23 protein-coding genes are annotated in these 19,782 nt (G+C 68.0%); 15 read left to right on the top strand and 8 right to left on the bottom strand.

Going from position 1 to position 19,782, the window contains the following annotated elements:
• A partial coding sequence (locus tag C5F48_RS04040; protein WP_146170552.1) for a M24 family metallopeptidase occupies positions 1 to 748 on the top strand: 748 nt, incomplete at its 5' end.
• Between the two features lie 139 nt (positions 749 to 887).
• Positions 888 to 1,613 (top strand): L,D-transpeptidase, encoded by a 726-nt coding sequence (locus C5F48_RS04035; RefSeq protein WP_245941462.1) that lies wholly within the window; start codon positions 888 to 890, stop codon positions 1,611 to 1,613.
• Between the two features lie 47 nt (positions 1,614 to 1,660).
• Here C5F48_RS04035 and C5F48_RS04030 read toward each other — a convergent pair whose 3' ends face one another.
• Positions 1,661 to 2,002, bottom strand: coding sequence for a cupin domain-containing protein (locus tag C5F48_RS04030; RefSeq protein ID WP_107662617.1), 342 nt, complete (start codon positions 2,000 to 2,002; stop codon positions 1,661 to 1,663).
• A 162-nt stretch (positions 2,003 to 2,164) separates the two neighbouring features.
• Between C5F48_RS04030 and panB the strand changes: the two genes are divergently transcribed.
• Both panB and panC read left to right on the top strand, forming a co-directional pair.
• Entirely contained in the window at positions 2,165 to 2,995 is an 831-nt protein-coding gene (gene panB / locus C5F48_RS04025; RefSeq protein ID WP_107662616.1) for a 3-methyl-2-oxobutanoate hydroxymethyltransferase, read from the top strand.
• The gene (gene panC, locus C5F48_RS04020) at positions 2,992 to 3,834 is read left to right on the top strand and encodes a pantoate--beta-alanine ligase (RefSeq protein ID WP_107662615.1); all 843 of its coding nucleotides are present in this window, start codon (positions 2,992 to 2,994) and stop codon (positions 3,832 to 3,834) included. The genes panB and panC overlap by 4 nt, the downstream gene beginning before the upstream one ends.
• Positions 3,835 to 3,949: 115 nt before the next feature.
• Here panC and C5F48_RS04015 read toward each other — a convergent pair whose 3' ends face one another.
• Together C5F48_RS04015 and C5F48_RS25040 are read right to left on the bottom strand one after the other, a co-directional pair.
• Positions 3,950 to 4,903, bottom strand: coding sequence for an L-malyl-CoA/beta-methylmalyl-CoA lyase (locus C5F48_RS04015; RefSeq protein WP_107662614.1), 954 nt, complete (start codon positions 4,901 to 4,903; stop codon positions 3,950 to 3,952).
• Positions 4,904 to 4,924: 21 nt separating this feature from the next.
• Positions 4,925 to 5,143, bottom strand: coding sequence for a hypothetical protein (locus C5F48_RS25040; protein WP_146603650.1), 219 nt, complete (start codon positions 5,141 to 5,143; stop codon positions 4,925 to 4,927).
• Between the two features lie 50 nt (positions 5,144 to 5,193).
• Between C5F48_RS25040 and dgcN the strand changes: the two genes are divergently transcribed.
• The 3 genes from dgcN (at position 5,194) to C5F48_RS04000 (ending at position 8,096) form a co-directional block, all read left to right on the top strand.
• Complete coding sequence (gene dgcN / locus C5F48_RS04010; RefSeq protein ID WP_107662613.1) at positions 5,194 to 6,195, top strand: N-acetyltransferase DgcN; 1,002 nt, start codon at positions 5,194 to 5,196, stop codon at positions 6,193 to 6,195.
• A gap of 72 nt (positions 6,196 to 6,267) precedes the next feature.
• On the top strand, positions 6,268 to 7,230 hold the full coding sequence (gene dgcA / locus C5F48_RS04005; RefSeq protein ID WP_107662612.1) for an N-acetyl-D-Glu racemase DgcA: 963 nt from the start codon (positions 6,268 to 6,270) through the stop codon (positions 7,228 to 7,230).
• Positions 7,231 to 7,232: 2 nt separating this feature from the next.
• Entirely contained in the window at positions 7,233 to 8,096 is an 864-nt protein-coding gene (locus C5F48_RS04000) for a D-amino-acid transaminase (protein WP_107662611.1), read from the top strand.
• Positions 8,097 to 8,114: 18 nt separating this feature from the next.
• On the opposite strand, the gene C5F48_RS03995 is transcribed toward C5F48_RS04000, so the two are convergent.
• Both C5F48_RS03995 and C5F48_RS03990 read right to left on the bottom strand, forming a co-directional pair.
• Positions 8,115 to 8,426, bottom strand: a complete 312-nt coding sequence (locus C5F48_RS03995; RefSeq protein WP_107662610.1) for a DUF1244 domain-containing protein — start codon at positions 8,424 to 8,426, stop codon at positions 8,115 to 8,117.
• 9 nt (positions 8,427 to 8,435) lie between these two features.
• Positions 8,436 to 9,173 carry an N-formylglutamate amidohydrolase gene (locus C5F48_RS03990; RefSeq protein WP_107662609.1) on the bottom strand — a complete coding sequence of 246 codons (738 nt, stop codon included), beginning with the start codon at positions 9,171 to 9,173 and terminating at the stop codon, positions 8,436 to 8,438.
• Positions 9,174 to 9,312: 139 nt separating this feature from the next.
• Here C5F48_RS03990 and pyk point away from each other — a divergent pair, with 139 nt between their 5' ends.
• The 5 genes from pyk (at position 9,313) to C5F48_RS03965 (ending at position 13,547) form a co-directional block, all read left to right on the top strand.
• Positions 9,313 to 10,758 (top strand): pyruvate kinase, encoded by a 1,446-nt coding sequence (pyk, locus tag C5F48_RS03985; RefSeq protein WP_107662608.1) that lies wholly within the window; start codon positions 9,313 to 9,315, stop codon positions 10,756 to 10,758.
• Between the two features lie 196 nt (positions 10,759 to 10,954).
• Positions 10,955 to 11,155, top strand: coding sequence for a 50S ribosomal protein L35 (gene rpmI / locus C5F48_RS03980; protein ID WP_107662607.1), 201 nt, complete (start codon positions 10,955 to 10,957; stop codon positions 11,153 to 11,155).
• A gap of 12 nt (positions 11,156 to 11,167) precedes the next feature.
• A complete protein-coding gene (gene rplT, locus C5F48_RS03975; protein ID WP_107662606.1) occupies positions 11,168 to 11,530 on the top strand; it encodes a 50S ribosomal protein L20 in 363 nt (120 codons plus the stop codon).
• 274 nt (positions 11,531 to 11,804) lie between these two features.
• Positions 11,805 to 12,878, top strand: a complete 1,074-nt coding sequence (gene pheS / locus C5F48_RS03970; RefSeq protein WP_170139693.1) for a phenylalanine--tRNA ligase subunit alpha — start codon at positions 11,805 to 11,807, stop codon at positions 12,876 to 12,878.
• Between the two features lie 33 nt (positions 12,879 to 12,911).
• A complete protein-coding gene (locus tag C5F48_RS03965) occupies positions 12,912 to 13,547 on the top strand; it encodes a hypothetical protein (protein WP_107662604.1) in 636 nt (211 codons plus the stop codon).
• 9 nt (positions 13,548 to 13,556) lie between these two features.
• Here C5F48_RS03965 and C5F48_RS25035 read toward each other — a convergent pair whose 3' ends face one another.
• Positions 13,557 to 13,700, bottom strand: a complete 144-nt coding sequence (locus tag C5F48_RS25035; protein ID WP_170139690.1) for a hypothetical protein — start codon at positions 13,698 to 13,700, stop codon at positions 13,557 to 13,559.
• Between the two features lie 142 nt (positions 13,701 to 13,842).
• Here C5F48_RS25035 and pheT point away from each other — a divergent pair, with 142 nt between their 5' ends.
• The gene (gene pheT / locus C5F48_RS03960; protein WP_107662603.1) at positions 13,843 to 16,257 is read left to right on the top strand and encodes a phenylalanine--tRNA ligase subunit beta; all 2,415 of its coding nucleotides are present in this window, start codon (positions 13,843 to 13,845) and stop codon (positions 16,255 to 16,257) included.
• A gap of 62 nt (positions 16,258 to 16,319) precedes the next feature.
• On the opposite strand, the gene C5F48_RS03955 is transcribed toward pheT, so the two are convergent.
• Together C5F48_RS03955 and C5F48_RS03950 are read right to left on the bottom strand one after the other, a co-directional pair.
• Positions 16,320 to 16,985, bottom strand: a complete 666-nt coding sequence (locus C5F48_RS03955) for a DUF1523 family protein (RefSeq protein ID WP_107662602.1) — start codon at positions 16,983 to 16,985, stop codon at positions 16,320 to 16,322.
• A gap of 7 nt (positions 16,986 to 16,992) precedes the next feature.
• A complete protein-coding gene (locus C5F48_RS03950) occupies positions 16,993 to 17,340 on the bottom strand; it encodes a hypothetical protein (protein WP_308812741.1) in 348 nt (115 codons plus the stop codon).
• Between the two features lie 87 nt (positions 17,341 to 17,427).
• On the opposite strand from C5F48_RS03950, the gene C5F48_RS03945 reads away from it, so the two are divergent.
• Both C5F48_RS03945 and C5F48_RS03940 read left to right on the top strand, forming a co-directional pair.
• Positions 17,428 to 18,387, top strand: coding sequence for an acetyl-CoA carboxylase carboxyltransferase subunit alpha (locus C5F48_RS03945; RefSeq protein WP_107662600.1), 960 nt, complete (start codon positions 17,428 to 17,430; stop codon positions 18,385 to 18,387).
• A gap of 171 nt (positions 18,388 to 18,558) precedes the next feature.
• Complete coding sequence (locus C5F48_RS03940) at positions 18,559 to 19,779, top strand: PQQ-dependent sugar dehydrogenase (protein WP_373454323.1); 1,221 nt, start codon at positions 18,559 to 18,561, stop codon at positions 19,777 to 19,779.
• The last annotated feature ends 3 nt before the right edge of the window (positions 19,780 to 19,782 follow it).

Here is a 19,782-nt window from a genome sequence, read left to right as displayed (position 1 = left end):
GCTCAGGATGATGAAATCGCCTGCCGAGATCGCGCTGATCCGGCAGGGGGCGCAGGTGGCGGATGTGGGCGGCTATGCCATCCGCGAGGCGATCCGGGTCGGCGCGCGCGAGATCGACGTGGCGATGGCCGGGCGCGACGCGATGGAGGCCGAGATCGCCCGGCGCTTTCCGGAGGCGGAATATCGCGACACCTGGGTCTGGTTCCAGTCGGGGATCAACACCGACGGGGCGCACAACCCGGTCACGGCGCGGAAGCTGGCCCGGGGCGATATCCTGTCGCTGAACTGCTTCCCGATGATCTCGGGCTATTACACCGCGCTGGAGCGGACGCTGTTTGTCGGCCAGTGCGATCCGGCCAGCCTGAAGATCTGGGAGGCCAATGTGGCGGCGCATGAGTACGGCATGACGCTGCTGAAGCCGGGAAAAAGCTGCGCCGAGATCACCGGCGAGCTGAACGCCTTCCTCGCCGAGCGCGACCTGCTGCAATACCGCACCTTCGGCTATGGCCATTCCTTCGGGGTGCTGTCGCATTTCTATGGCCGCGAGGCGGGGCTGGAGCTGCGCGAGGATATCGACACGGTGCTGGAGCCGGGAATGGTGATCTCGATGGAGCCGATGCTGACGATTCCCGAAGGCCAGCCGGGGGCGGGGGGCTACCGCGAGCACGATATGCTCGTCGTGACCGAGGAGGGCAACGAGAACATCACCGGCTATCCCTACGGCCCGTCCTTCAACATCGTCGGCTGATCGCCCGCGAAGACGCAAACATGACCCCCGGATGTCACGTCCGGGGGTTTTCTTGCCATCGGTCCGGCGCTTGGGGTTGACGGCGGGGGCCGGTCATGCCCGTTCTTTCCTCATATATTTCCAAACAGTCGAGTCCATCGTGCGCCATAGCATATTCCGTCTTGCCACCATCGCCGCCCTGCTTTTCCTCGCCGCCTGCGCCGCCCCGGTGGTGGAGAGCACGAGGGAGCACCCGGATTACCCCGGCATCCAGGATGGCGAGTTCTTCATCGAGCCGGTCCCGACCCGCTACCTGACCAAGGACGCGGTACGGCAGGAGGTGGCCTACAACGGCCCCGAAGAGCCGGGCTCCGTCGTGGTCGACACCTTCGCCCGCCGGCTCTACTACGTGATGCCGGATGGCCGGGCGATGCGCTACGCCATCGCCGTCGGCCGCGAGGGGCTGGCTTTCCGCGGCACCGCCCGGGTCGGTCGCAAGGCCGAGTGGCCGTCCTGGACGCCGACGCGCAACATGATCCGCACCCAGCCCGAGATGTATGCCGACTATGCCGACGGTCTGCCGGGCGGTCTGGAGAACCCGCTGGGCGCGCGGGCGATCTATCTCTACCGCGGCAACCGCGATACCTATTTCCGCATCCACGGCACCATCGACAACGCCTCCATCGGCCATGCCACTTCGGCGGGCTGCATCCGGCTGTTCAACCAGGACGCCATCGACCTCTACAACCGGGTCGAGATGGGCGCGCGGGTGAAGGTGCGCACGGCGGAAGAGTCGCTGGAGCTGGAAGGCCCGTTCCATGACGACGAATACGGCCGCATCGCCGCCGGCCCCGGCCCGGCGACCGAGGTCGTCGCCGCCAACTGACGCCCCAGGCCGACGCCCCTATAGCGGGGCGTCGGCTGTCCTCTCGATCAGCTGCGGATCACGTAGTCCTTCAGCGTGGTCTCCTTCACCGTCCAGACCCCCTCGAAGCCCGGACGGATGACATAGCTGTCGCCGGCGCGCAGCGTGACGGCAGTACCGGCGGTGTCGGTCAGCACCGAGACGCCTTCGAGGATATGCACATATTCCCATTCCGAGTAGCTGACCTTCCAGCTGCCCGGCGTCGACTGCCAGAGCCCGCAGTAGAGCCCGTCCAGCTCTTCGAGGTTCCAGGTGGTGTGGACGGGATCGCCCTCCACCACCAGCTCGGCGGCGGGGCGTTCGGTCTCGGGGGTGATGTCGTCTCGGGTGAGGCGGGCGAGCAGGGTCATGCGTCTGTCCTTCGGGTTGCGCTGCGGCGCAGGGGAGCGGGGAGCAGGGCTCCGGTCAAGCGGAAAGCGCGATGCTGCGCTGCAGCGGACATTCCGCTGGTGCGGCATGGGCCTCGCCGATATACCCGCACTGTCCGTTCCTCTTGAGGGAGAGCAAGAGAGATGAGTGCTTCCGCCCCGGTCCGCCAGCTGATGGCCGCCGATATCCAGGCCCGCAAGGGTGGCGCGCCTCTGGTCTGCCTGACCGCCTATACCACGCCGATGGCCCGGCTGGTCGATGCGCATTGCGATCTGGCGCTGGTCGGCGACAGTCTGGGCATGGTGCTGCACGGCCTGCCCTCGACCATCGGCGTGACGATGGAGATGATGATCCTGCATGGCAAGGCGGTGGTGCGCGGCACGTCGAAGGCGCTGGTTGTCATCGACATGCCCTTCGGCAGCTACGAGGAGAGTCCGGCGCAGGCCTTCCGTAACGCGGCGCGGTTGATGGCCGAGACAGGCGCCGGCGCGGTGAAGCTGGAGGGCGGGGTGCAGATGGCCGAGACCATCCGTTTTCTCGTCGGGCGGGGCATTCCGGTGATGGCGCATGTCGGGCTGACGCCGCAGGCGGTGAACACGCTGGGCGGCTACAAGGTGCAGGGCCGCGATGCAGATGCCGAGCGGGTGATGGCCGATGCCAAGGCCGTGGCCGAGGCGGGGGCGTTCTCGGTGGTGCTGGAAAAGGTGCCGGACGGGCTGTCGCGCCGGATCACCGAGGCGGTGGCGATCCCTACGGTGGGGATCGGCGCCTCGGCGGGCTGCGACGGGCAGGTGCTGGTGCTCGACGACATGCTGGGGCTGTTCACCGATTTCCGCCCGAAATTCGTCAAGCGCTTCGGCGAGCTGGGCCAGGCGGCCGACGAGGCGATCGCCGCCTATGCCGCCGAGGTCCGGGCGCGCAGCTTTCCGGCGGCCGAGCATGTGTTCCCCGACGTCTTGAAGGCGAAGGCGTGACCGTCGTCATCCTGCGGCGGGTTGCCGATCTGCGGACCATGGTGCGCGGCTGGAAGGCGGCGGGCCAGACGGTCGGCGTGGTGCCGACGATGGGCGCGCTGCACGAGGGGCATCTGAGCCTCGCCCGCGCTGCCAAGGCGGGCTGCGACCGGGTGATCGTGACGATTTTCGTCAATCCCAAGCAGTTCAACAATCCCGCCGATCTGGAGAAATACCCCCGCACCGAAGACCGCGACGCGGCGCTGCTGGCGACGGTGGGGGTGGATGTGATCTTCGCGCCCTTGCCGGACGAGGTCTATCCGCCCGGCTTCGCCACGGGGGTCTCGGTCTCGGGTGTGAGCGCGCCGCTGGAAGGGGCGCATCGGCCCGGGCATTTCGACGGGGTGGCGACGGTGGTGGCCAAGCTCTTCGGCATGACCATGGCCGACCGCGCCTATTTCGGCGAGAAGGACTGGCAGCAGTTGCAGGTGGTGCAGCGGCTGGTGGCCGACCTGAACCTGCCGGTGCAGATCGTCGGCTGCGGGACGGTGCGCGAGGCCGATGGGCTGGCCATGTCGTCGCGCAATGCGCGGCTGTCGGAGAGCGGGCGCAAGATCGCCCCGGGGCTCCATCGCGAGATGCAGCGCGCGGCGGAGGCGATGCGCGCAGGCGTCCCGGTGGCGGCAGCGCTGGAGGAAGCGGCGGCGGCGGTGCAGGCGGCGGGGTTCGAGGCGGTCGACTACCTCGATCTGCGCAGCGCCGATCTGCTGGAGCCGATGACGGCGCTGAACGGGCCGGCGCGGCTTCTGGCGGCAGCGACGCTGGACGGGGTGCGGCTGATCGACAATATCGCCGTCTGAGGCGGGGTTTCGCGGCGCTGCAAACAGCGACGCCCCGAACCGGAGTTCGGGGCGCGCGTCCTCCCGATCTGCTGCTTCGGGCCTCCCGTCCTTCCGCAGCTCGGTATTCGAATTCTCAGCCTGCAATCATTTCAGACTGCCGCACCACTACTTCTGCCTGTTTGATGGACGCTATGTCAACGAGTCTTCCGTTGTATACCGTGGCGCCTTCGCCCCTGGCCTTGGCGGCCTCCATCGCGGCGAGGATCTCGCGCGCTTCGGCCACGGCGGCTTCCGACGGCGTGAAGACCTCGTTGGCCAGCGCGACCTGCTTGGGGTGGATCGCCCATTTGCCGACCATGCCGAGCGTCGCGGAGCGGCGGGCCTGCGCGCGGAATCCTTCGTCATCGCTGAAATCGCCGAAGGGCCCGTCCACCGGCAGCACGCCATGGGTGCGGCAGGCGGCGACGATTGCGGCCTGCGCCCAGTGCCACGGGTCGGACCAATGCTTCACGCCCTCGCGGATCATGTAGTAGTTTTCCTGCGTGCCGCCGATGCCGGTGGTCTGCATGCCCATGCTGGCAGCGAAATCGGCGGCGCCGAGGCTCATCGCCTGCAGCCGCGGCGAGGAGGCCGCGATTTCCTCGACATGGGCGATGCCCGCTGCCGATTCGATGATGACCTCGAAGCTGATCGGCTTGCGGCCCTTGGCGCGCTCGATCGCCGTCACCAGCGCGTCGACGGCATAGACATCCGCCGCGCAGCCGACCTTGGGGATCATGATCTGGTCCAGCCGGTCGCCCGCCTGTTCCAGCAGGTCGACGACATCGCGATACCAGAACGGGGTGTCGAGCCCGTTGATGCGGACGGAGAGATGCTTGGTGTTCCAGTCGAGCGTGTTGATCGCCTCGATGATGTTCGCCCGCGCCTGCGGCTTGTCGGCGGGCGAGACCGAGTCCTCGAGATCGAGGTTGATCACATCCGCCGCCGATGCCGCCATCTTCGGAAACAGCGCCGGGCGCGAGCCGGGGCCGAAGAGCTGGCAGCGGTTGGGGCGCGCCACGGGGGTCGGCTGGAGACGGAAACTCATGGGACTGACCTGGCAAGTAAGTTACGCGATGTTGTGTCCTTGGGTTATAATGTTGCGCAGCGGTTCGCAAGCCTCTTTCGCAGCTGCAGAAGAAACCGCCTGAAGCCGCGCGGGCGCGGCCGGCGCGGCCTCATAGGTTGCGCAAAGCGGGCGCATGCCGGTCGAATCTTCGGCAAACGTGCTGACCCCGCGAAGAAAGTTGCGCATATTGCCTGCCCTGCACTGCAGAATGCGATGCAATCCCGTCGCTCCCTGCGCATGATGCGTGTTGCAATGCAAAGGATGCCGCCATGATCGAGACCCCCTACCTCCTGTTCCTGGGCGATGCGCCCGATCCGCTGGCCGCCAAGGTCGCGCAGGGCATCAAGGACTGGCGCCCGGAATATGCGGTGGGGCAGTTCCGCATGGAGGGGTGCAAGGCCGACATGGGTCTGCCCGACATGAGCCTCGCCGAGGCCAAGGCCGCGGGCTGCAAGACGCTGGTGATCGGCGTGGCGAACCGCGGCGGGGTGATCTCGCCCGCCTGGAAGAAGGTGCTGGTGGCGGCGCTGGAGGAAGGCTTCGATCTGGCCTCGGGGCTGCACAACCTGTTGCGCGACGAGGAGGATCTGGCAGCGGTGGCGCGGGCCTGCGGGCGGCAGCTGCATGACGTGCGGGTGCCGACGGTGGATTATCCCATCGCCAACGGCAAGAAGCGCGCGGGCAAGCGGATGCTGGCGGTGGGCACCGATTGCTCGATCGGCAAGATGTATACCGCGCTCTGCGTCGACAAGGAGATGCGGGCGCGCGGGCTGAAGTCGAGTTTCCGCGCCACGGGTCAGACCGGCATCCTGATCACCGGCGACGGCGTGCCGCTGGATGCGGTGATCGCGGATTTCATGGCGGGCTCCATCGAATATCTGACGCCGGACAACGACGCCGACCATTGGGATCTGATCGAGGGGCAGGGATCTCTGTTCCACGTCTCCTATTCGGGGGTGACGCTGGCTTTGATCCATGGCGGCCAGCCGGATGCGCTGATCATCTGCCACGAGCCGACCCGCGACCACATGCGCGGCCTGCCCGAGTACAAGCTGCCGAGCATCGAGGCGGTGCGCGACATGGCGCTGACGCTGGCGCGGGTGGCGAACCCGGCCTGCGTGGCGGTGGGCTGCTCGATCAACACCCAGCACATGAGCGATGCCGACGCCCTGGCCTATTGCGCCGAGGTCGAGGCCCGCACCGGCCTGCCGACCGTCGATCCGTTCCGCCATGGCGCGGGGCGGCTGGTTGATGCGCTGATCGCGGTCTGAACCGGGAGGGGCGGCGGGGTTGACCCCACGCCGCCCCTCCCGCACAAATTCCGGACCCAGCGGAGGCCTGCCATGATTACCGTTACCCGCGACACTTTCCGCCTTGCGGAAGTGTTCACCATCTCGCGCGGTTCGCGCACCGAGGCGAAGGTGCTCACCGTCCGCGTCACCCGCGGCGGGCTGACCGGCATCGGCGAATGCGTGCCCTATGCCCGCTACGGCGAGTCGCTCGACTCGGTGGCCGAGCAGATCGCCGGCCTGCCGGAGAACCTGACGCGGCACGACCTGCAGTCGCTGTTGCCCGCCGGGGCGGCGCGCAATGCGGTGGATTGCGCGCTCTGGGATCTGGAGGCCAAGGACAGCGGCAAGCGGGTCTGGCAGCTGGCCGGGCTGCCCGCGCCGCAGCCGCAGATCACCGCCTTTACCCTGTCGCTCGACACGCCCGAGAACATGCGGGCGGCGGCGGCGAAACATGCGCACCGGCCGCTGCTGAAGATCAAGCTCGGCACGCCCGACGACATGGCGCGGCTGGAGGCGGTCCGGGCAGGCGCGCCGGCGACCACGATCATCGTCGATGCCAACGAGGGCTGGACGGCGGAGGTCTATACCGAGCTTGCGCCGCATCTGATCCGGCTGGGCGTGGCGCTGGTGGAGCAGCCCTTGCCTGCCGGGGCCGATGACATGCTGGCCGAGATCGCCCGCCCGCTGCCGGTCTGCGCCGACGAATCCTGCCACGACTGCCACTCGCTGCCCGGGCTGAAGGGCAAGTATGACGTGGTGAACCTGAAGCTCGACAAGACCGGCGGCTTCACCGAGGGGCTGGCGCTGCGCAAGGCGGCGCTGGAGGCGGGCTATGGGCTGATGGTGGGCTGCATGGTCGGCTCCAGCCTCGCCATGGCCCCGGCGACGCTGATGGCGCAGGGTGCGGCCTATGTCGATCTTGACGGTCCGCTGCTTCTGGCAGAAGACCGCGACACGCCGCTGGTCTTCGACGAAGCCGGCATCCACCCACCAACCGCCGCACTCTGGGGATAAGCATGAGCCGCACCGTCTATGTGAACGGGGAGTATCTTCCCGAAGCCGAAGCCACCGTCTCGATCTTCGACCGGGGCTTTCTCATGGCCGATGGCGTCTATGAGGTGACCTCCGTCCTCGGCGGCAAGCTTTTGGACTTCGACGGTCATTTCGCCCGGCTGGAGCGCAGCCTGCGCGAGCTGGACATGGCCTGCCCGGTCACCAAGGACGAGCTTCTGGCGATCCACCGCGAGCTGGTGGCGCAGAACGGCATCGACGAGGGCATGGTCTATCTGCAGGTCACCCGCGGCAATCCCGGCGACCGGGATTTCAGCTTCCCCGATCCGGCGACCACGCCCTCGACGCTGGTGCTCTTCACCCAATCGAAGCCGGGTCTGGCCGACAACCCGACCGCGAAGACCGGCATCAAGGTGATCTCGATCGAGGACATCCGCTGGGGTCGGCGCGACATCAAGACGGTGCAGCTGCTCTACCCGTCGATGGGCAAGATGATGGCCAAGAAGGCGGGCTGCGACGACGCCTGGATGGTCGAGGACGGCTTCGTCACCGAAGGCACCTCGAACAACGCCTATATCGTGAAGGGCGGCCGGATCATCACCCGCAACCTCGGGACCGACATCCTGCACGGCATTACCCGGGCGGCGGTGCTGCGCATGGCTGCGGAAGCGCAGATGGAGATCGAGGAGCGGCCGTTCAGCGTGGCCGAGGCGCAGGCCGCCGACGAGGCCTTCTTCACCTCGGCCTCGGCCTTCGTGCTGCCGGTGGTGGAGATCGACGGCGAGGCCGTCGGCACGGGCGCGCCGGGCCCGGTCGCGGCGCGGCTGCGGGAAATCTATCTGGACGAAAGCCGCAAGACCGCGGTCTGAGCTGAAGGGGAAGGGCGTTCAGCCCTTCCCGCCCACATTGTTGGCAAAGGCCACGTCGAAGGCGGCCTTCTGCTGGTCCGAGGCCTCGCGCTGGTTCTCGGCCACCCAGTCGGCATAGGGCATGCCGTAGTAGATCTCGCGCGCCTCGTCCTTGCCCATGTCGATGCCGCGGGCATTGGCTTCCTCCTGATACCAGCGGCTCAGGCAGTTGCGGCAGAAGCCAGCCAGGTTCATCAGGTCGATGTTCTGCACATCGCTGCGCTCGCGCAGGTGGTCGCGCAGGCGGCGGAAGGCGGCAGCCTCGAGCTCGATGCGGGTCTGGTCGTCCATATGTCCTCCTCAGGCGGGCAGGGCCGCCAAGACTTCGGTCAGGATCGGCGCGAGCCGGTCGGCCCAGGCCTGCTGCTCCGCCTCCGTGCGGATCAGGTCGTGGCGCAGTTCGATCAGCGTGTTCTGCCGGCCGGTCTGCAAGGCGTGCCGGTCGATGGCGTCGCCCGGCAGATGACCGAGATAGGGTTGATTGTCGCCGACGCAAAGGTCCGGCTCGGCCTGCAGCCGCGCGATCAGCGGCAGGCTGAAGCGGGTGTCGAGATGCGAATGCAGCACGCCGATGTGCCAGGGCCGCGGGCTGCGCCCGTTCAGCCGGGGCGTGAAGGAGTGGATGGCGACGATCACCGTATCCGGCCGGCGCGCCGCCAGACGCTCCAGCGCGGCGTGGTAGGGGCGGTGCAGCGTGTTCAGCCGCCGCTCCACCTCGTGCGCATCGACATGGCGGTTGGCGGGGATGATCGTGCCGTCATAGAGCTTCATCACCAGCGTCGGATCGAGCTCGCCGCGGTTCGGGTCGATCACCAGCCGCGAGAAATCCGACAGGATCGCCGGGGCGTCCAGCCGCTCGGCCAGCGCCCGCGCCACACCCGCCGCGCCGAGGTCATAGGCGATGTGCCGGCCCATCTCCTCGGGCGGCAGCCCCAGATCGCCGCCGTTCACATCGTCGGGCACCCGGTTGGTGGCGTGGTCGCAGGTGACGAGCCAGCGCGAGGCGCGGTCCTCGCCGAGGATCTCGTAGGCGGGCATCTTCGACCTTCCGCAAGAGGTTACAATCGCCGGTTTATGATCAAAGCGTGGAAAGCGCCAGTTGCCCCGCCCCCCCTTTTGGGCCATAAAACCCGCGGCCCACCACGATATCATATGTACTACAAGGGAACGAGGCAGCATGAGACGCCTTCGCAACGTAAAGATCGTGGCCACGCTGGGCCCGGCCTCCAACGACTACGCCACCATCCGCGCGCTGTTCGAGGCGGGCGCCGACGTGTTCCGTCTGAACATGAGCCACGGCACCCATGAGGAGCAGCGGGCGCGCCACACGATCATCCGCCAGGTCGAGGCCGACACCGGCCTGCCGATCTGCATCCTGGCCGACCTCCAGGGCCCGAAGCTGCGCGTCGGCGTCTTCGCCAACGGGTCGGAGGAGCTGGTGACCGGGGCCGATTTCCGGCTGGACCTCGATCCCGCCCCCGGCACGCTGATGCGGGTGAACCTGCCGCATCCCGAGATTTTCGCGGCGCTGGAGCCGGGCGCCTCGCTCCTGGTCAATGACGGCAAGATCCGTCTGGAAGTGACCGACTGCGGCGCCGATTACGCCAATTGCAAGGTGACGGTGGGCGGCACGATCTCCAACCGCAAGGGCGTGAACGTGCCGGACGTGGTGCTGCCGCTGGCGGCGCTGTCCGACAAGGACCGCGCCGACCTGGAATTCGCCTGCGAGATGGGCGTGGACTGGCTGGCGCTGTCCTTCGTGCAGCGTCCCGAGGACGTGCTGGAAGCGCGCGAGCTGGCCAAGGGCCGCGCCGCGATCCTGTCGAAGATCGAGAAGCCGGCGGCCGTGAAGGCCTATGACGCGATCCTCGCTGTCTCCGACGGCATCATGGTGGCGCGCGGCGATCTGGGGGTGGAACTGCCGGTCCAGGCGGTGCCGCCGATCCAGAAGCGCCTTGTGCGCGGCGCCCGGGCGGCGGCCAAGCCGGTGATCGTGGCGACGCAGATGCTGGAATCGATGATCGAATCGCCGATGCCGACCCGCGCCGAGGTGTCTGACGTGGCGACGGCGATCTACGAGGGCGCCGATGCGATCATGCTCTCGGCGGAATCGGCGGCGGGCTCCTACCCGGTCGAGGCGGTCACCACGATGAACAACGTGGCGATCTCGGTCGAGGGCGACCCCGTCTATCGCGACATCATCGAGGCCAGCCGTTCGGCGGTGCGCCAGACGGTGGCCGACGCCATCGTCTCGGCCGCGCGCGAGATCGCCGAGACCACCAACATCAAGGCGGTCTGCTGCTTCACCCAGACCGGCACCACGGTGTCCCTGGTGGCGCGCGAGCGTCCGCGGGTGCCGATCATGGCGCTGACCCCGCTGATGGAGACCGCGCGGCGGCTGTCGCTGACCTGGGGCACGCATTGCGTCATCACCGAGCCGCAGGAGCGCTTCAAGGGTGCGGTGATCGCCGCCGCCCGCGCCGCGCTGTCCTACGGCTTCGCCCATGAGCATGAGCAGATCCTCGTGGTCGCCGGCGTGCCGTTCAACGTGCAGGGCACGACCAACATCCTGCGCGTCGCGCCCTGCGACGAGCGGCTGATCTATCGCGGCGACCCGGAGTAAGCCTCCCCGCCGTCTGCCTTGCAGCGCCGCCGCCATCCCCGTGATGCGCGGCGGCGTTTGCTTTCCGGGGCGCGGGGCGGCGGATTTCCCCTTGCACGACCGGACGCGCCCGCCTATACGGCGCGCTCTATACCCGCTGGACCGGCCGACGTGGCATGCCGAGTCCTGCGTAAACCACTCGAAAGAGGAGATGGAAATGCCCAAGATGAAGACCAAGTCTGCGGCCAAGAAGCGTTTCAGCTTCACCGCAACCGGCAAGGTGAAGGCCGGTCCCGCCGGCAAGCGCCACGGCATGATCAAACGCTCGACGAAATTCATCCGCGACGTGACCGGGACCATGATCCTGAACGCCTCGGATGCGAAGATCGTCAAGAAATACATGCCCTACGACCGGTAAGGAGAGCACCAGATGTCCCGCGTCAAATCCGGTGTGGTCACCCACGCCCGTCACCGCAAGGTGATCAAGGCTGCCAAAGGCTACTATGCCGCGCGCAGCACCAACTTCCGCACCGCCACTCAGGCCGTCGACAAGGCCAATCAGTACGCGACCCGCGACCGCAAGACCCGCAAGCGCAACTTCCGCGCGCTGTGGATCCAGCGGATCAACGCCGCTGTCCGTCTGTTCGACGTCGAGTTCACCTATTCGCGTTTCATCAACGGTCTGGCGAAAGCCGGGATCGAGGTGGACCGCAAGGTTCTGGCCGATCTCGCCGTGCATGAGCCCGAGGCGTTCAACGCCATCGCGGCCCAGGCGAAGGCCGCTCTGGCCTGAGGCCTGGCGCAGCCCTGAGCTGATCTGCAGAAACCCCCGCGCCGCAAGGCGCGGGGGTTTTTCGTTGCGCCCGCCGGGGGGAGCCGCGCTTGGGGGCATCGAGCCCCCGCGCGCGGCGCTGCCGCGGCTTGGCCGGCAGGTCTCGCGCCCGTGGCCGGCCGGGGCCTCCGGCGGGAGTATTTCGGCAAGGAGAGGCGGGTCTTGGGTTGTTTGCATCGCCCGGTCCTTGTGCTAGCTAGACGCCGCAGGAAGCCGGAGAGAGACGATGGACGGGTTGGACGCGCTGAAGGGCAAGTATCTGGAAGGCATCGCCGGGGCCGCCGACGAGGCCGCGCTGGAGGATCTGCGTCTGGCGGCGCTGGGCAAGAAGGGCGAGATCAGCCTGAAGATGCGCGAGCTGGGCGGCATGGACCCGGTGCTGCGGCAATCGACCGGCGCCGCGCTGAACGTGCTGAAGGACGAGATCGACGCGGCGCTTCGCGCCAAGAAGGCGGCGCTCGGCGATGCGGCGCTGGACGAGCGGCTGCGCTCGGAATGGCTGGATGTGACGCTGCCGGGGCGTCCGCGGCGCCAGGGTACCATCCATCCGGTGAGCCAGGTGATGGCCGAGCTGACGGCGATCTTCGCCGACATGGGCTTCGCCGTGGCCGAGGGGCCGCAGGTCGAGAGCGATTGGTACAATTTCGACGCGCTGAACATCCCGCCGGAGCATCCGGCGCGGCAGGAGCATGACACCTTCTTCATGAACCGCGCCGAGGGCGACAACCGCCCGCCGCATGTGCTGCGCACCCATACCTCGCCGGTGCAGATCCGCGCCATGACCGAGCAGGGCGCGCCGATCCGGGTCATCGCGCCGGGCCGGGTCTACCGCATGGACATGGATCAGACCCATACGCCGATGTTCCATCAGGTCGAAGGGCTGGCGATCGACCGCGACATCTCGATGGCGAACCTGAAATGGGTGCTGGAAGAGTTCTGCCGCGCCTTCTTCGAGGTGCCCTCGGTCGAACTGCGCTTCCGCGCCTCGCATTTCCCCTTCACCGAGCCTTCGGCCGAAGTCGACATCCGCTGCTCCTGGGAGGGCGGACAGCTGAAGATCGGCGAGGGCGTCGGCTGGCTGGAGATCCTCGGCTCGGGGATGGTGCACCCGAAGGTGCTGGCGGCGGCGGGGGTGGACCCGACCGAGTGGCAGGGCTTCGCCTTCGGCATGGGCATCGACCGGATCGCCATGCTGAAATACGGCATTCCCGATCTGCGGGCCTTCTTCGAGTCCGACCTGCGCTGGCTGCGTCACTATGGCTTTGCCGCGCTGGATATGCCGGACTTGGCGGGGGGCCTGAGCCGCTGATACCCTGACCGAAACTTGGTAAAGGTTTCGGTCATGGTTTCCGCTCAACAGTTCATCACCTTCCAGAACGTGCTCGCGGCCACCTCGGTGGTCTGGTACTTCACGGCGGTCTATTATCTGGAGCTGCGCCGCCAGTTCCGTTTCCCCGAATACCCCTTCGCCAGCCGCTACCCGCTGTGGCGGCGGCGGATGAAGCTCTACGCCCGGCTGCAGGCCACGGCCCCCGACAACGTGTCGGACCGCGGGCCGGAGGCGCAGGAGGTGCTGCTCGGCTCGCTGCGCAAGGTCGAGACCCGGACGGCGGTGCTGGCCGCGCTCTGGGGTGTGGTGCTGGTCGGGCTGGCGGCGCTGTCGCTGCTGCAGCGCAACTGGCAGGCCGGGCAGCTGTTGATAGCGGCGCTGGCGGTGTGGAGCGTGCCCTATGCGGCGCGGCTGGTGCTCGGCATCTCGCAGATCGACCAACTCGAGACCCACAAGATGATGACCCGCAGCAGCGACGACGCGGCGGCGGCGGGGCTTCTGCAGGATCAGCTGATCCGCGACCTGTTCGACAAGGAGCTGGCCTTCCGCTTCTCGGCCTTCGGCTTCCGGGCGCTGGTGGTGCTTCTGCTGGCGCTGGCGGTGCTGCGCTTCGCCACGCTCGGCGATCTGGGCGCGCTGCGCTGGTAAAGCGGTCCGTCACGGCAGCAGGCCGAGCAGCAAGGACAGGCCCTGACTGGCGCTGTCGGTCATCAGCAGCAGGCCGGTGCAGCCCAGGATCAGGCACAGCAGCACTGTGCGGCTGGGTTTTCGTCCGGGTGGGGGCTTCAGCCAGTCATCCATCCGGCCCGGTCTAGGGCCGAAAGGTTTACGAACCGTTAGCGGCGTCGGGGCGGCGGTGCGGCCCCGCCCGGGCAAGCCCGGCCTTCCCCTTGCCGCGGCTTTGCGCTAAGGCCAAGCCGCAATCAATCCGAGGGGCACGCGCATGAAATTCACCCTGTCCTGGCTCAAGGATCACCTCGACACCGAGGCCAAGCTGGAAGATCTGCTCTACGCCCTGACCGATCTCGGGCTCGAGGTCGAGGGCGTCGAGAACCCGGAGAAGACTCTGGGCGCCTTCCGCACCTGCCGCGTCATCGAGGCGCAGCCGCATCCGAACGCGGACCGCCTGCGGCTCTGCCGGGTGGAGACCTGGCCGAACGGGCCGGAGGCGGCCTCGGAAGAGGTGCAGGTGGTCTGCGGCGCGCCCAACGCGCGCACGGGGCTCGTCGGCGTCTTCGCCCCGGTCGGCACCCATGTGCCGGGGACCGGGGTGGATCTGAAGCCGGGGGTGATCCGCGGAGTCGAGTCGAACGGCATGCTCTGCTCGGAGCGCGAGCTGATGCTGTCGGATGACCATGACGGCATCATCGACCTGCCCGAGGACACGCCGCTCGGCGTGCGTTTGATCGACCTGCGCGGGTTGAACGACCCGATGATCGACGTGAAGGTCACCCCGAACCGCCCCGACGCGCTGGGGATCCGCGGCATCGCCCGGGATCTGGCGGCGCGCGGGCTCGGCGTGCTGAAACCGCTGGAGATCACGCCGGTCGCGGGCGGCTTCGCCTCGCCGGTCTCGGTGACAATCGATGCGGCGCTGAAGGCGAAGGGCTGCCCGCTCTTCGCCGGGCGGGTGATCCGCGGCGTGAAGAACGGGCCGTCGCCCGACTGGCTGCAGACCCGGCTGCGCGCCATCGGGCTGCGGCCGATCTCCGCCTTGGTCGATATCACCAACTACTTCACCTTCGCGCTGAACCGCCCGCTGCATGTCTTCGACGTGGCAAAGCTGGCGGGCGGGCTGCGCATCCATGCGGCCGAGGGCGGCGAGACGCTGCAGGCGCTGGACGGCAAGACCTACACGCTGCGCGCCGGGCAGATGCTGATCTCCGACGACCGGGCGCCGCAGTCGCTGGCGGGGATCATGGGCGGCGAGCTTTCGGGTTGCACCGAGGAGACGACCGATGTCTTCCTCGAATCGGCCTTCTGGGATCCAATCACCATCGCCGCCACCGGGCGGGCGCTGAAGATCAACTCCGATGCGCGCTACCGCTTCGAGCGCGGCGTGGACCCGGCCTTCACCCTGCCGGGGCTGGAGCTGGCGACGCAGATGGTGCTCGACCTCTGCGGCGGCGAGGCCTCCGAGGTGGTGGTCGATGGCGCCGTGCCGGATACCGCGCGGGCCTACCGGCTCGATCCTGCGCGGGTGGTCAGCCTCGTCGGGATGGACATTCCGGAGGACGAGCAGCGCCGCACGCTGGAGGCTCTGGGCTTCACGCTGGACGGCGACATGGCCTCGGTGCCGAGCTGGCGGCCCGATGTGCTGGGCGAGGCGGATCTGATCGAGGAGATCGCCCGCGTCGCCTCGCTGTCGCTGCTGCAGGGCAAGCCGCTGCCGCGCCGCGAGGCGGGGGTGCCGAAGCCGATCCTGACGCCGCTGCAGGTGCGCGAGCAGACGGCGCGGCGCATGCTGGCCTCGCTCGGCTACAATGAATGCGTGACCTACAGCTTCATCGACTCCGAGGCGGCGACGCTGTTCGGCGGCGGGTCGGATGCGGTGCGGGTGGAGAACCCGATCTCATCCGAGATGACCCATCTGCGTCCCGACCTGCTGCCGGGGCTGCTGCGCGCCGCCGCCCGCAATCAGGCGCGCGGTTTCGCCGACATGGCGCTGTGCGAGATCGGCCCGGCCTTCCACGGCGGCGAGCCGGGCGAGCAGCATCTGCAGGCCACCGGCCTTCTGGTCGGCGCCTCGGCCCCGCGCGACGCCTTCGGCTCGCGCCGCCCGGTCGATCTCTACGACGCCAAGGCGGATGTGGAGGCGGTGCTGGCGGCGATTGGCGCGCCGGCGCGGATGCAGATCACCCGCAAGGTGGCCTCCTGGTGGCATCCGGGGCGGTCGGGAGTGATCGGGCTCGGGCCGAATGTGCTCGCCAGCTTCGGCGAGGTGCATCCGCGCATCCTGCAGGCGATGGATGTGAAGGGCCCGGCGGTCGCCTTCACCGTGATGGTGGCCAATGTGCCGCTGCCGAAGGTGAAGACGCCGACCCGCCCGGCGCTGAAGCTGGCCGATCTTCAGGCGGTGGAGCGCGACTTCGCCTTCGTCGTCGACAAGGGCGTAGAGGCGCTGACGCTGGTGAACGCCGCGCAGGGTGCCGACAAGGCGCTGATCGAGAGCGTGCGGGTCTTCGACCAGTTCGGCGGCGAGAAGGCCGAGGCGCAGATGGGCGCGGGCAAGAAGTCGCTGGCGATCACCGTGCGGCTGCAGCCGACCGAGAAGACGCTGACCGACAAGGATATCGAGGCCGTCTCGGCCAAGATCGTCGACAAGGTCGCCAAGGCGACGGGCGGCACGTTGCGCTGAGCCCGTAAGACGGGAAGCGGCCCGCGGGCCGCTTCCCCTGCTGTCAGGCGACGGGGGAGGGGCTACTGCCCGAGCCCCCGCAACCAGGCGCGGAACCTGCCCACATTGGTCCGCGCCCCCTTCCGCGCCGCCACGGCGCGGGCCTCCACCCCGTCCCAGGCCTCGCCCATGTCGTCCAGCGCCGGGTCGATGGTCCGCTCGCGGAACTGCATCCACATCTTCACGGCCATGAAGACGATGCCTGCGACCATCAGGAAGAAGAAGATGTTGAACCACGGGATCACGGTCACGTCCGGGCCTTCGACCTGCTTCAGCCGCACCGCGTTCGGGAAGATGGTGAACAGCTGGCTGCGCCAGCCGTAATGCGTCACCAGCACCCATTTCGGCGCCGCCTCGGTCGAGGTGAGGTCGGTCGCCTGGGCCTGGATATCGAAGCTGTTGACCTTGAAGTAGGGCGGCCAGCCCCATCCGGTGTCCTCGTTGCGATAGACCATCGGCTTGCCGTTCGGGTAGATCGCCTCGATGAACTTCACGTCGCGGTTGCCGTCGATCGTGGTCGCATTGCCGGTATCGGGGGCCGAGAAGAACCATGTATTCTCGCCCAGGTCCATCCGCTGGGTATTGGTGCCGACGATCCGCACCACGTCATGCTGCGGCAGCGTGTAATGCAGGAAGGAGGCGACGAAGAGCACCAGAAGCGCCAGGGCCGTCCATTTCACGTAACGCATGATATCCTCACCCAAAATTCAAACCATAGAACACGGCCACGAAGACCGCGGTCGGGATAATGTAGACCAGCCAGATCAGCTTCTTGCGCAGGCCCCGTTCATAGTCGCGCATGCCCTCTTCTATATAGGCATCGCGCGGGCCGTCCCCATCCCCCGCGTCGAAACGCTTCTCCAGTTCTTCCCGCTGCACCGAGCGGGAATAGGCCGACAGCAGCAGATAGACGACCGTCAGACCGATGAGGCCGAAGATGGCCAGTTTCAGAAATCCGATGATCATCGCACCCTCCACACCAATGGCTTCGCCCCCTGCTAACGCATTTCGCCGCAGGGGAACATCTGCCACAGGGTCGCGCATGGCGTCCCGCCCTTTACGGCCGGGCGGGCTTGTTGCATTCGGCCGGCGCAGAGGTCATATACCGGGGCGACCCCACGGGAGTGCCCGATGAACTATCTCGAATTCGAAAAACCGCTGTCCGAAATCGAAGGCAAGGCCGAGGAGCTGCGCGCCATGGCGCGGGGCAACAAGGAAATGGACGTCGAGAAGGAAGCGGCGGCGCTGGACAAGAAGGCCGACGCCCTGCTGCGCGAGTTGTATCGCGATCTCACGCCCTGGCGGAAATGCCTGGTGGCCCGCCATCCCGACCGTCCGCATTGCCGCGACTACATCGAGGCGCTGTTCACCGAATACACGCCCCTGGCCGGTGACCGGAACTTCGCCGACGACCATGCGGTGATGGGCGGGCTCGCTCGGTTCAACGACAATCCGGTGATGGTGATCGGCCAGGAGAAGGGGCATGACACCAAGACCCGGATCGAGCGCAACTTCGGCATGGCGCGGCCCGAGGGCTATCGCAAGGCGATCCGGCTGATGGACATGGCGCATCGCTTCCGCATCCCGGTGGTGACGCTGGTCGACACCCCCGGCGCCTTCCCCGGCAAGGGCGCCGAGGAACGCGGTCAGGCCGAGGCCATCGCCCGCTCGACGCAGAAATGCCTCGAGATCGGCGTGCCGCTGATCTCGGTGGTGATCGGCGAGGGCGGGTCGGGCGGCGCGGTGGCCTTCGCCACGGCCAACCGCATCGCGATGCTGGAACACTCGGTCTATTCGGTGATCTCGCCCGAGGGCTGCGCCTCGATCCTGTGGAAGGACGCCGAGAAGATGCGCGAAGCTGCCGAGGCGCTGCGCCTGACGGCGCAGGACCTGCAGAAGCTGGGCGTGATCGACCGGATCATCAAGGAGCCGCTGGGCGGCGCTCAGCGCGGTCGGCGCGAGACGGTCGAGGCGGTCGGCAAGGCCATCGAGACCATGCTGAAGGAGCTGTCGGGCAAGAAGCCCGAGTGGCTGATCAAGGACCGCCGCAACAAGTTCCTCGAGATGGGCTCCAAGGGCCTCGCCGCCTGACGGCCCGCCGGGGCGGCGATCGCCCCGGCTTTTCCCGGCGTACGAGGCTTGGCCTCCGCCGGGCTTTCCTCAAATCAGCGCCTGTGATCACGCCTCCTCACGGTTGGGCGAGGCGGCGGAACGCTGCGGAAGGCGACCTGTTGGCTCGGTGACCCAAAGAGAGGAAACCTGATGACCAGCATGATGATCCGCCCGTTTTCCCGCCCGTTCTCCCGTCTGGGCCTGATCGCCCTTGCCTTCGCAACCCCCTCCCTCGCCACAGCGCAGGTGGAGCAGGGGCCGGCCAACGCCGGCTTCGAGCCCGCCTTCGAAGCCCAGACCCGCGCCCCGGCGCTGGAGGACAGCACGGTGCAATCCGAGCGCTTCGCTGAGGGGCTGGAGCATCCCTGGGGCATCGCCGCCCTGCCGGACGACCGCTTTCTGGTGACCGAACGGCCGGGCCGGTTGCGGGTGATCGAGTCGGACGGTTCGCTTTCCGACCCGGTCAGCGGCCTGCCGGAAGTCGACGCCCGCGGCCAGGGCGGCCTGCTCGATGTGGCCCTCGGTCCCGATTTCGCCAATGACCGGATGATCTACTGGAGCTACGCCAAGCGCGTCGCGGACGGCACCGTGACCGCCGCCGCGCGTGGGGTGCTGTCGGAGGACCGAACCTCGGTCGGCGAGGTCGAGGAGATCTTCGTGCAGTCGCCGGTCTCGCAGGCGACCAAGCACTACGGCTCGCGCATCGCCTTCGATGGCGAGGGCCATGTGATCATCACCACCGGCGAGCATTCCGACGCGCCGGAGCGCGAGAAGGCGCAGGATCTGGAGGCCACCTGGGGCAAGGTGATCCGGCTGAACCTCGACGGCTCTATCCCCGAGGACAACCCCTTCGCCGATGGCGGCGGCGCGCCCTCGATCTGGAGCTACGGGCACCGCAACATCCAGAGCGCGGCCTTCGGGGCGGACGGCACGCTCTGGACCATCGAGCACGGGCCGCTGGGCGGCGACGAGCTGAACGACACCCGGGCCGGTCTGAACTACGGCTGGCCGGTGGTCAGCTACGGGCTGAACTACGACAGCACCCCGGTCGGCAGCGGCGAGGCCCGGATGGAGGGCATGGAGGAGCCGACCTATTACTGGGACCCGGTGATCGCCCCCGGCGGGATGATCTTCTACGAGGGCGAGGCCTTCCCCGGCTGGCAGGGCGACATCCTCGTCGGCTCGCTGAAGCCGGGCGCCCTGGTGCGGCTGACGCTGGAGGATGGCCGGGTGACCGGCGAGGAGCGGATGCTGACCGATGTCGGACGGGTGCGCGATGTCGAGGAGACCGCCGGGGGCGATCTGCTGATCCTGATCGACGCCGCGGACGGGGCCGTCCTGCGCGTCAGCCCGGGCGAGGCCGACAGCTGAGCC

The organism is Cereibacter changlensis JA139 (genome assembly GCF_003034985.1).
Classification (GTDB): domain Bacteria; phylum Pseudomonadota; class Alphaproteobacteria; order Rhodobacterales; family Rhodobacteraceae; genus Cereibacter; species Cereibacter changlensis.
This window is presented reverse-complemented; position numbering and strand designations above follow the sequence as displayed.

Excerpts from the sequence above, each read along its gene's own strand:
- C5F48_RS04030 (WP_107662617.1), bottom strand. The coding sequence starts at position 2,002 with ATGACCCTGCTCGCCCGCCTCACCCGAGACGACATCACCCCCGAGACC.
- panB (WP_107662616.1), top strand. The coding sequence starts at position 2,165 with ATGAGTGCTTCCGCCCCGGTCCGCCAGCTGATGGCCGCCGATATCCAG.
- C5F48_RS04015 (WP_107662614.1), bottom strand. The coding sequence starts at position 4,903 with ATGAGTTTCCGTCTCCAGCCGACCCCCGTGGCGCGCCCCAACCGCTGC.
- dgcN (WP_107662613.1), top strand. The coding sequence starts at position 5,194 with ATGATCGAGACCCCCTACCTCCTGTTCCTGGGCGATGCGCCCGATCCG.
- dgcA (WP_107662612.1), top strand. The coding sequence starts at position 6,268 with ATGATTACCGTTACCCGCGACACTTTCCGCCTTGCGGAAGTGTTCACC.
- C5F48_RS04000 (WP_107662611.1), top strand. The coding sequence starts at position 7,233 with ATGAGCCGCACCGTCTATGTGAACGGGGAGTATCTTCCCGAAGCCGAA.
- C5F48_RS03995 (WP_107662610.1), bottom strand. The coding sequence starts at position 8,426 with ATGGACGACCAGACCCGCATCGAGCTCGAGGCTGCCGCCTTCCGCCGC.
- C5F48_RS03990 (WP_107662609.1), bottom strand. The coding sequence starts at position 9,173 with ATGCCCGCCTACGAGATCCTCGGCGAGGACCGCGCCTCGCGCTGGCTC.
- pyk (WP_107662608.1), top strand. The coding sequence starts at position 9,313 with ATGAGACGCCTTCGCAACGTAAAGATCGTGGCCACGCTGGGCCCGGCC.
- rpmI (WP_107662607.1), top strand. The coding sequence starts at position 10,955 with ATGCCCAAGATGAAGACCAAGTCTGCGGCCAAGAAGCGTTTCAGCTTC.
- rplT (WP_107662606.1), top strand. The coding sequence starts at position 11,168 with ATGTCCCGCGTCAAATCCGGTGTGGTCACCCACGCCCGTCACCGCAAG.
- C5F48_RS03965 (WP_107662604.1), top strand. The coding sequence starts at position 12,912 with ATGGTTTCCGCTCAACAGTTCATCACCTTCCAGAACGTGCTCGCGGCC.
- C5F48_RS25035 (WP_170139690.1), bottom strand. The coding sequence starts at position 13,700 with ATGGATGACTGGCTGAAGCCCCCACCCGGACGAAAACCCAGCCGCACA.
- pheT (WP_107662603.1), top strand. The coding sequence starts at position 13,843 with ATGAAATTCACCCTGTCCTGGCTCAAGGATCACCTCGACACCGAGGCC.
- C5F48_RS03955 (WP_107662602.1), bottom strand. The coding sequence starts at position 16,985 with ATGCGTTACGTGAAATGGACGGCCCTGGCGCTTCTGGTGCTCTTCGTC.
- C5F48_RS03950 (WP_308812741.1), bottom strand. The coding sequence starts at position 17,340 with ATGCGCGACCCTGTGGCAGATGTTCCCCTGCGGCGAAATGCGTTAGCA.
- C5F48_RS03945 (WP_107662600.1), top strand. The coding sequence starts at position 17,428 with ATGAACTATCTCGAATTCGAAAAACCGCTGTCCGAAATCGAAGGCAAG.
- C5F48_RS03940 (WP_373454323.1), top strand. The coding sequence starts at position 18,559 with ATGACCAGCATGATGATCCGCCCGTTTTCCCGCCCGTTCTCCCGTCTG.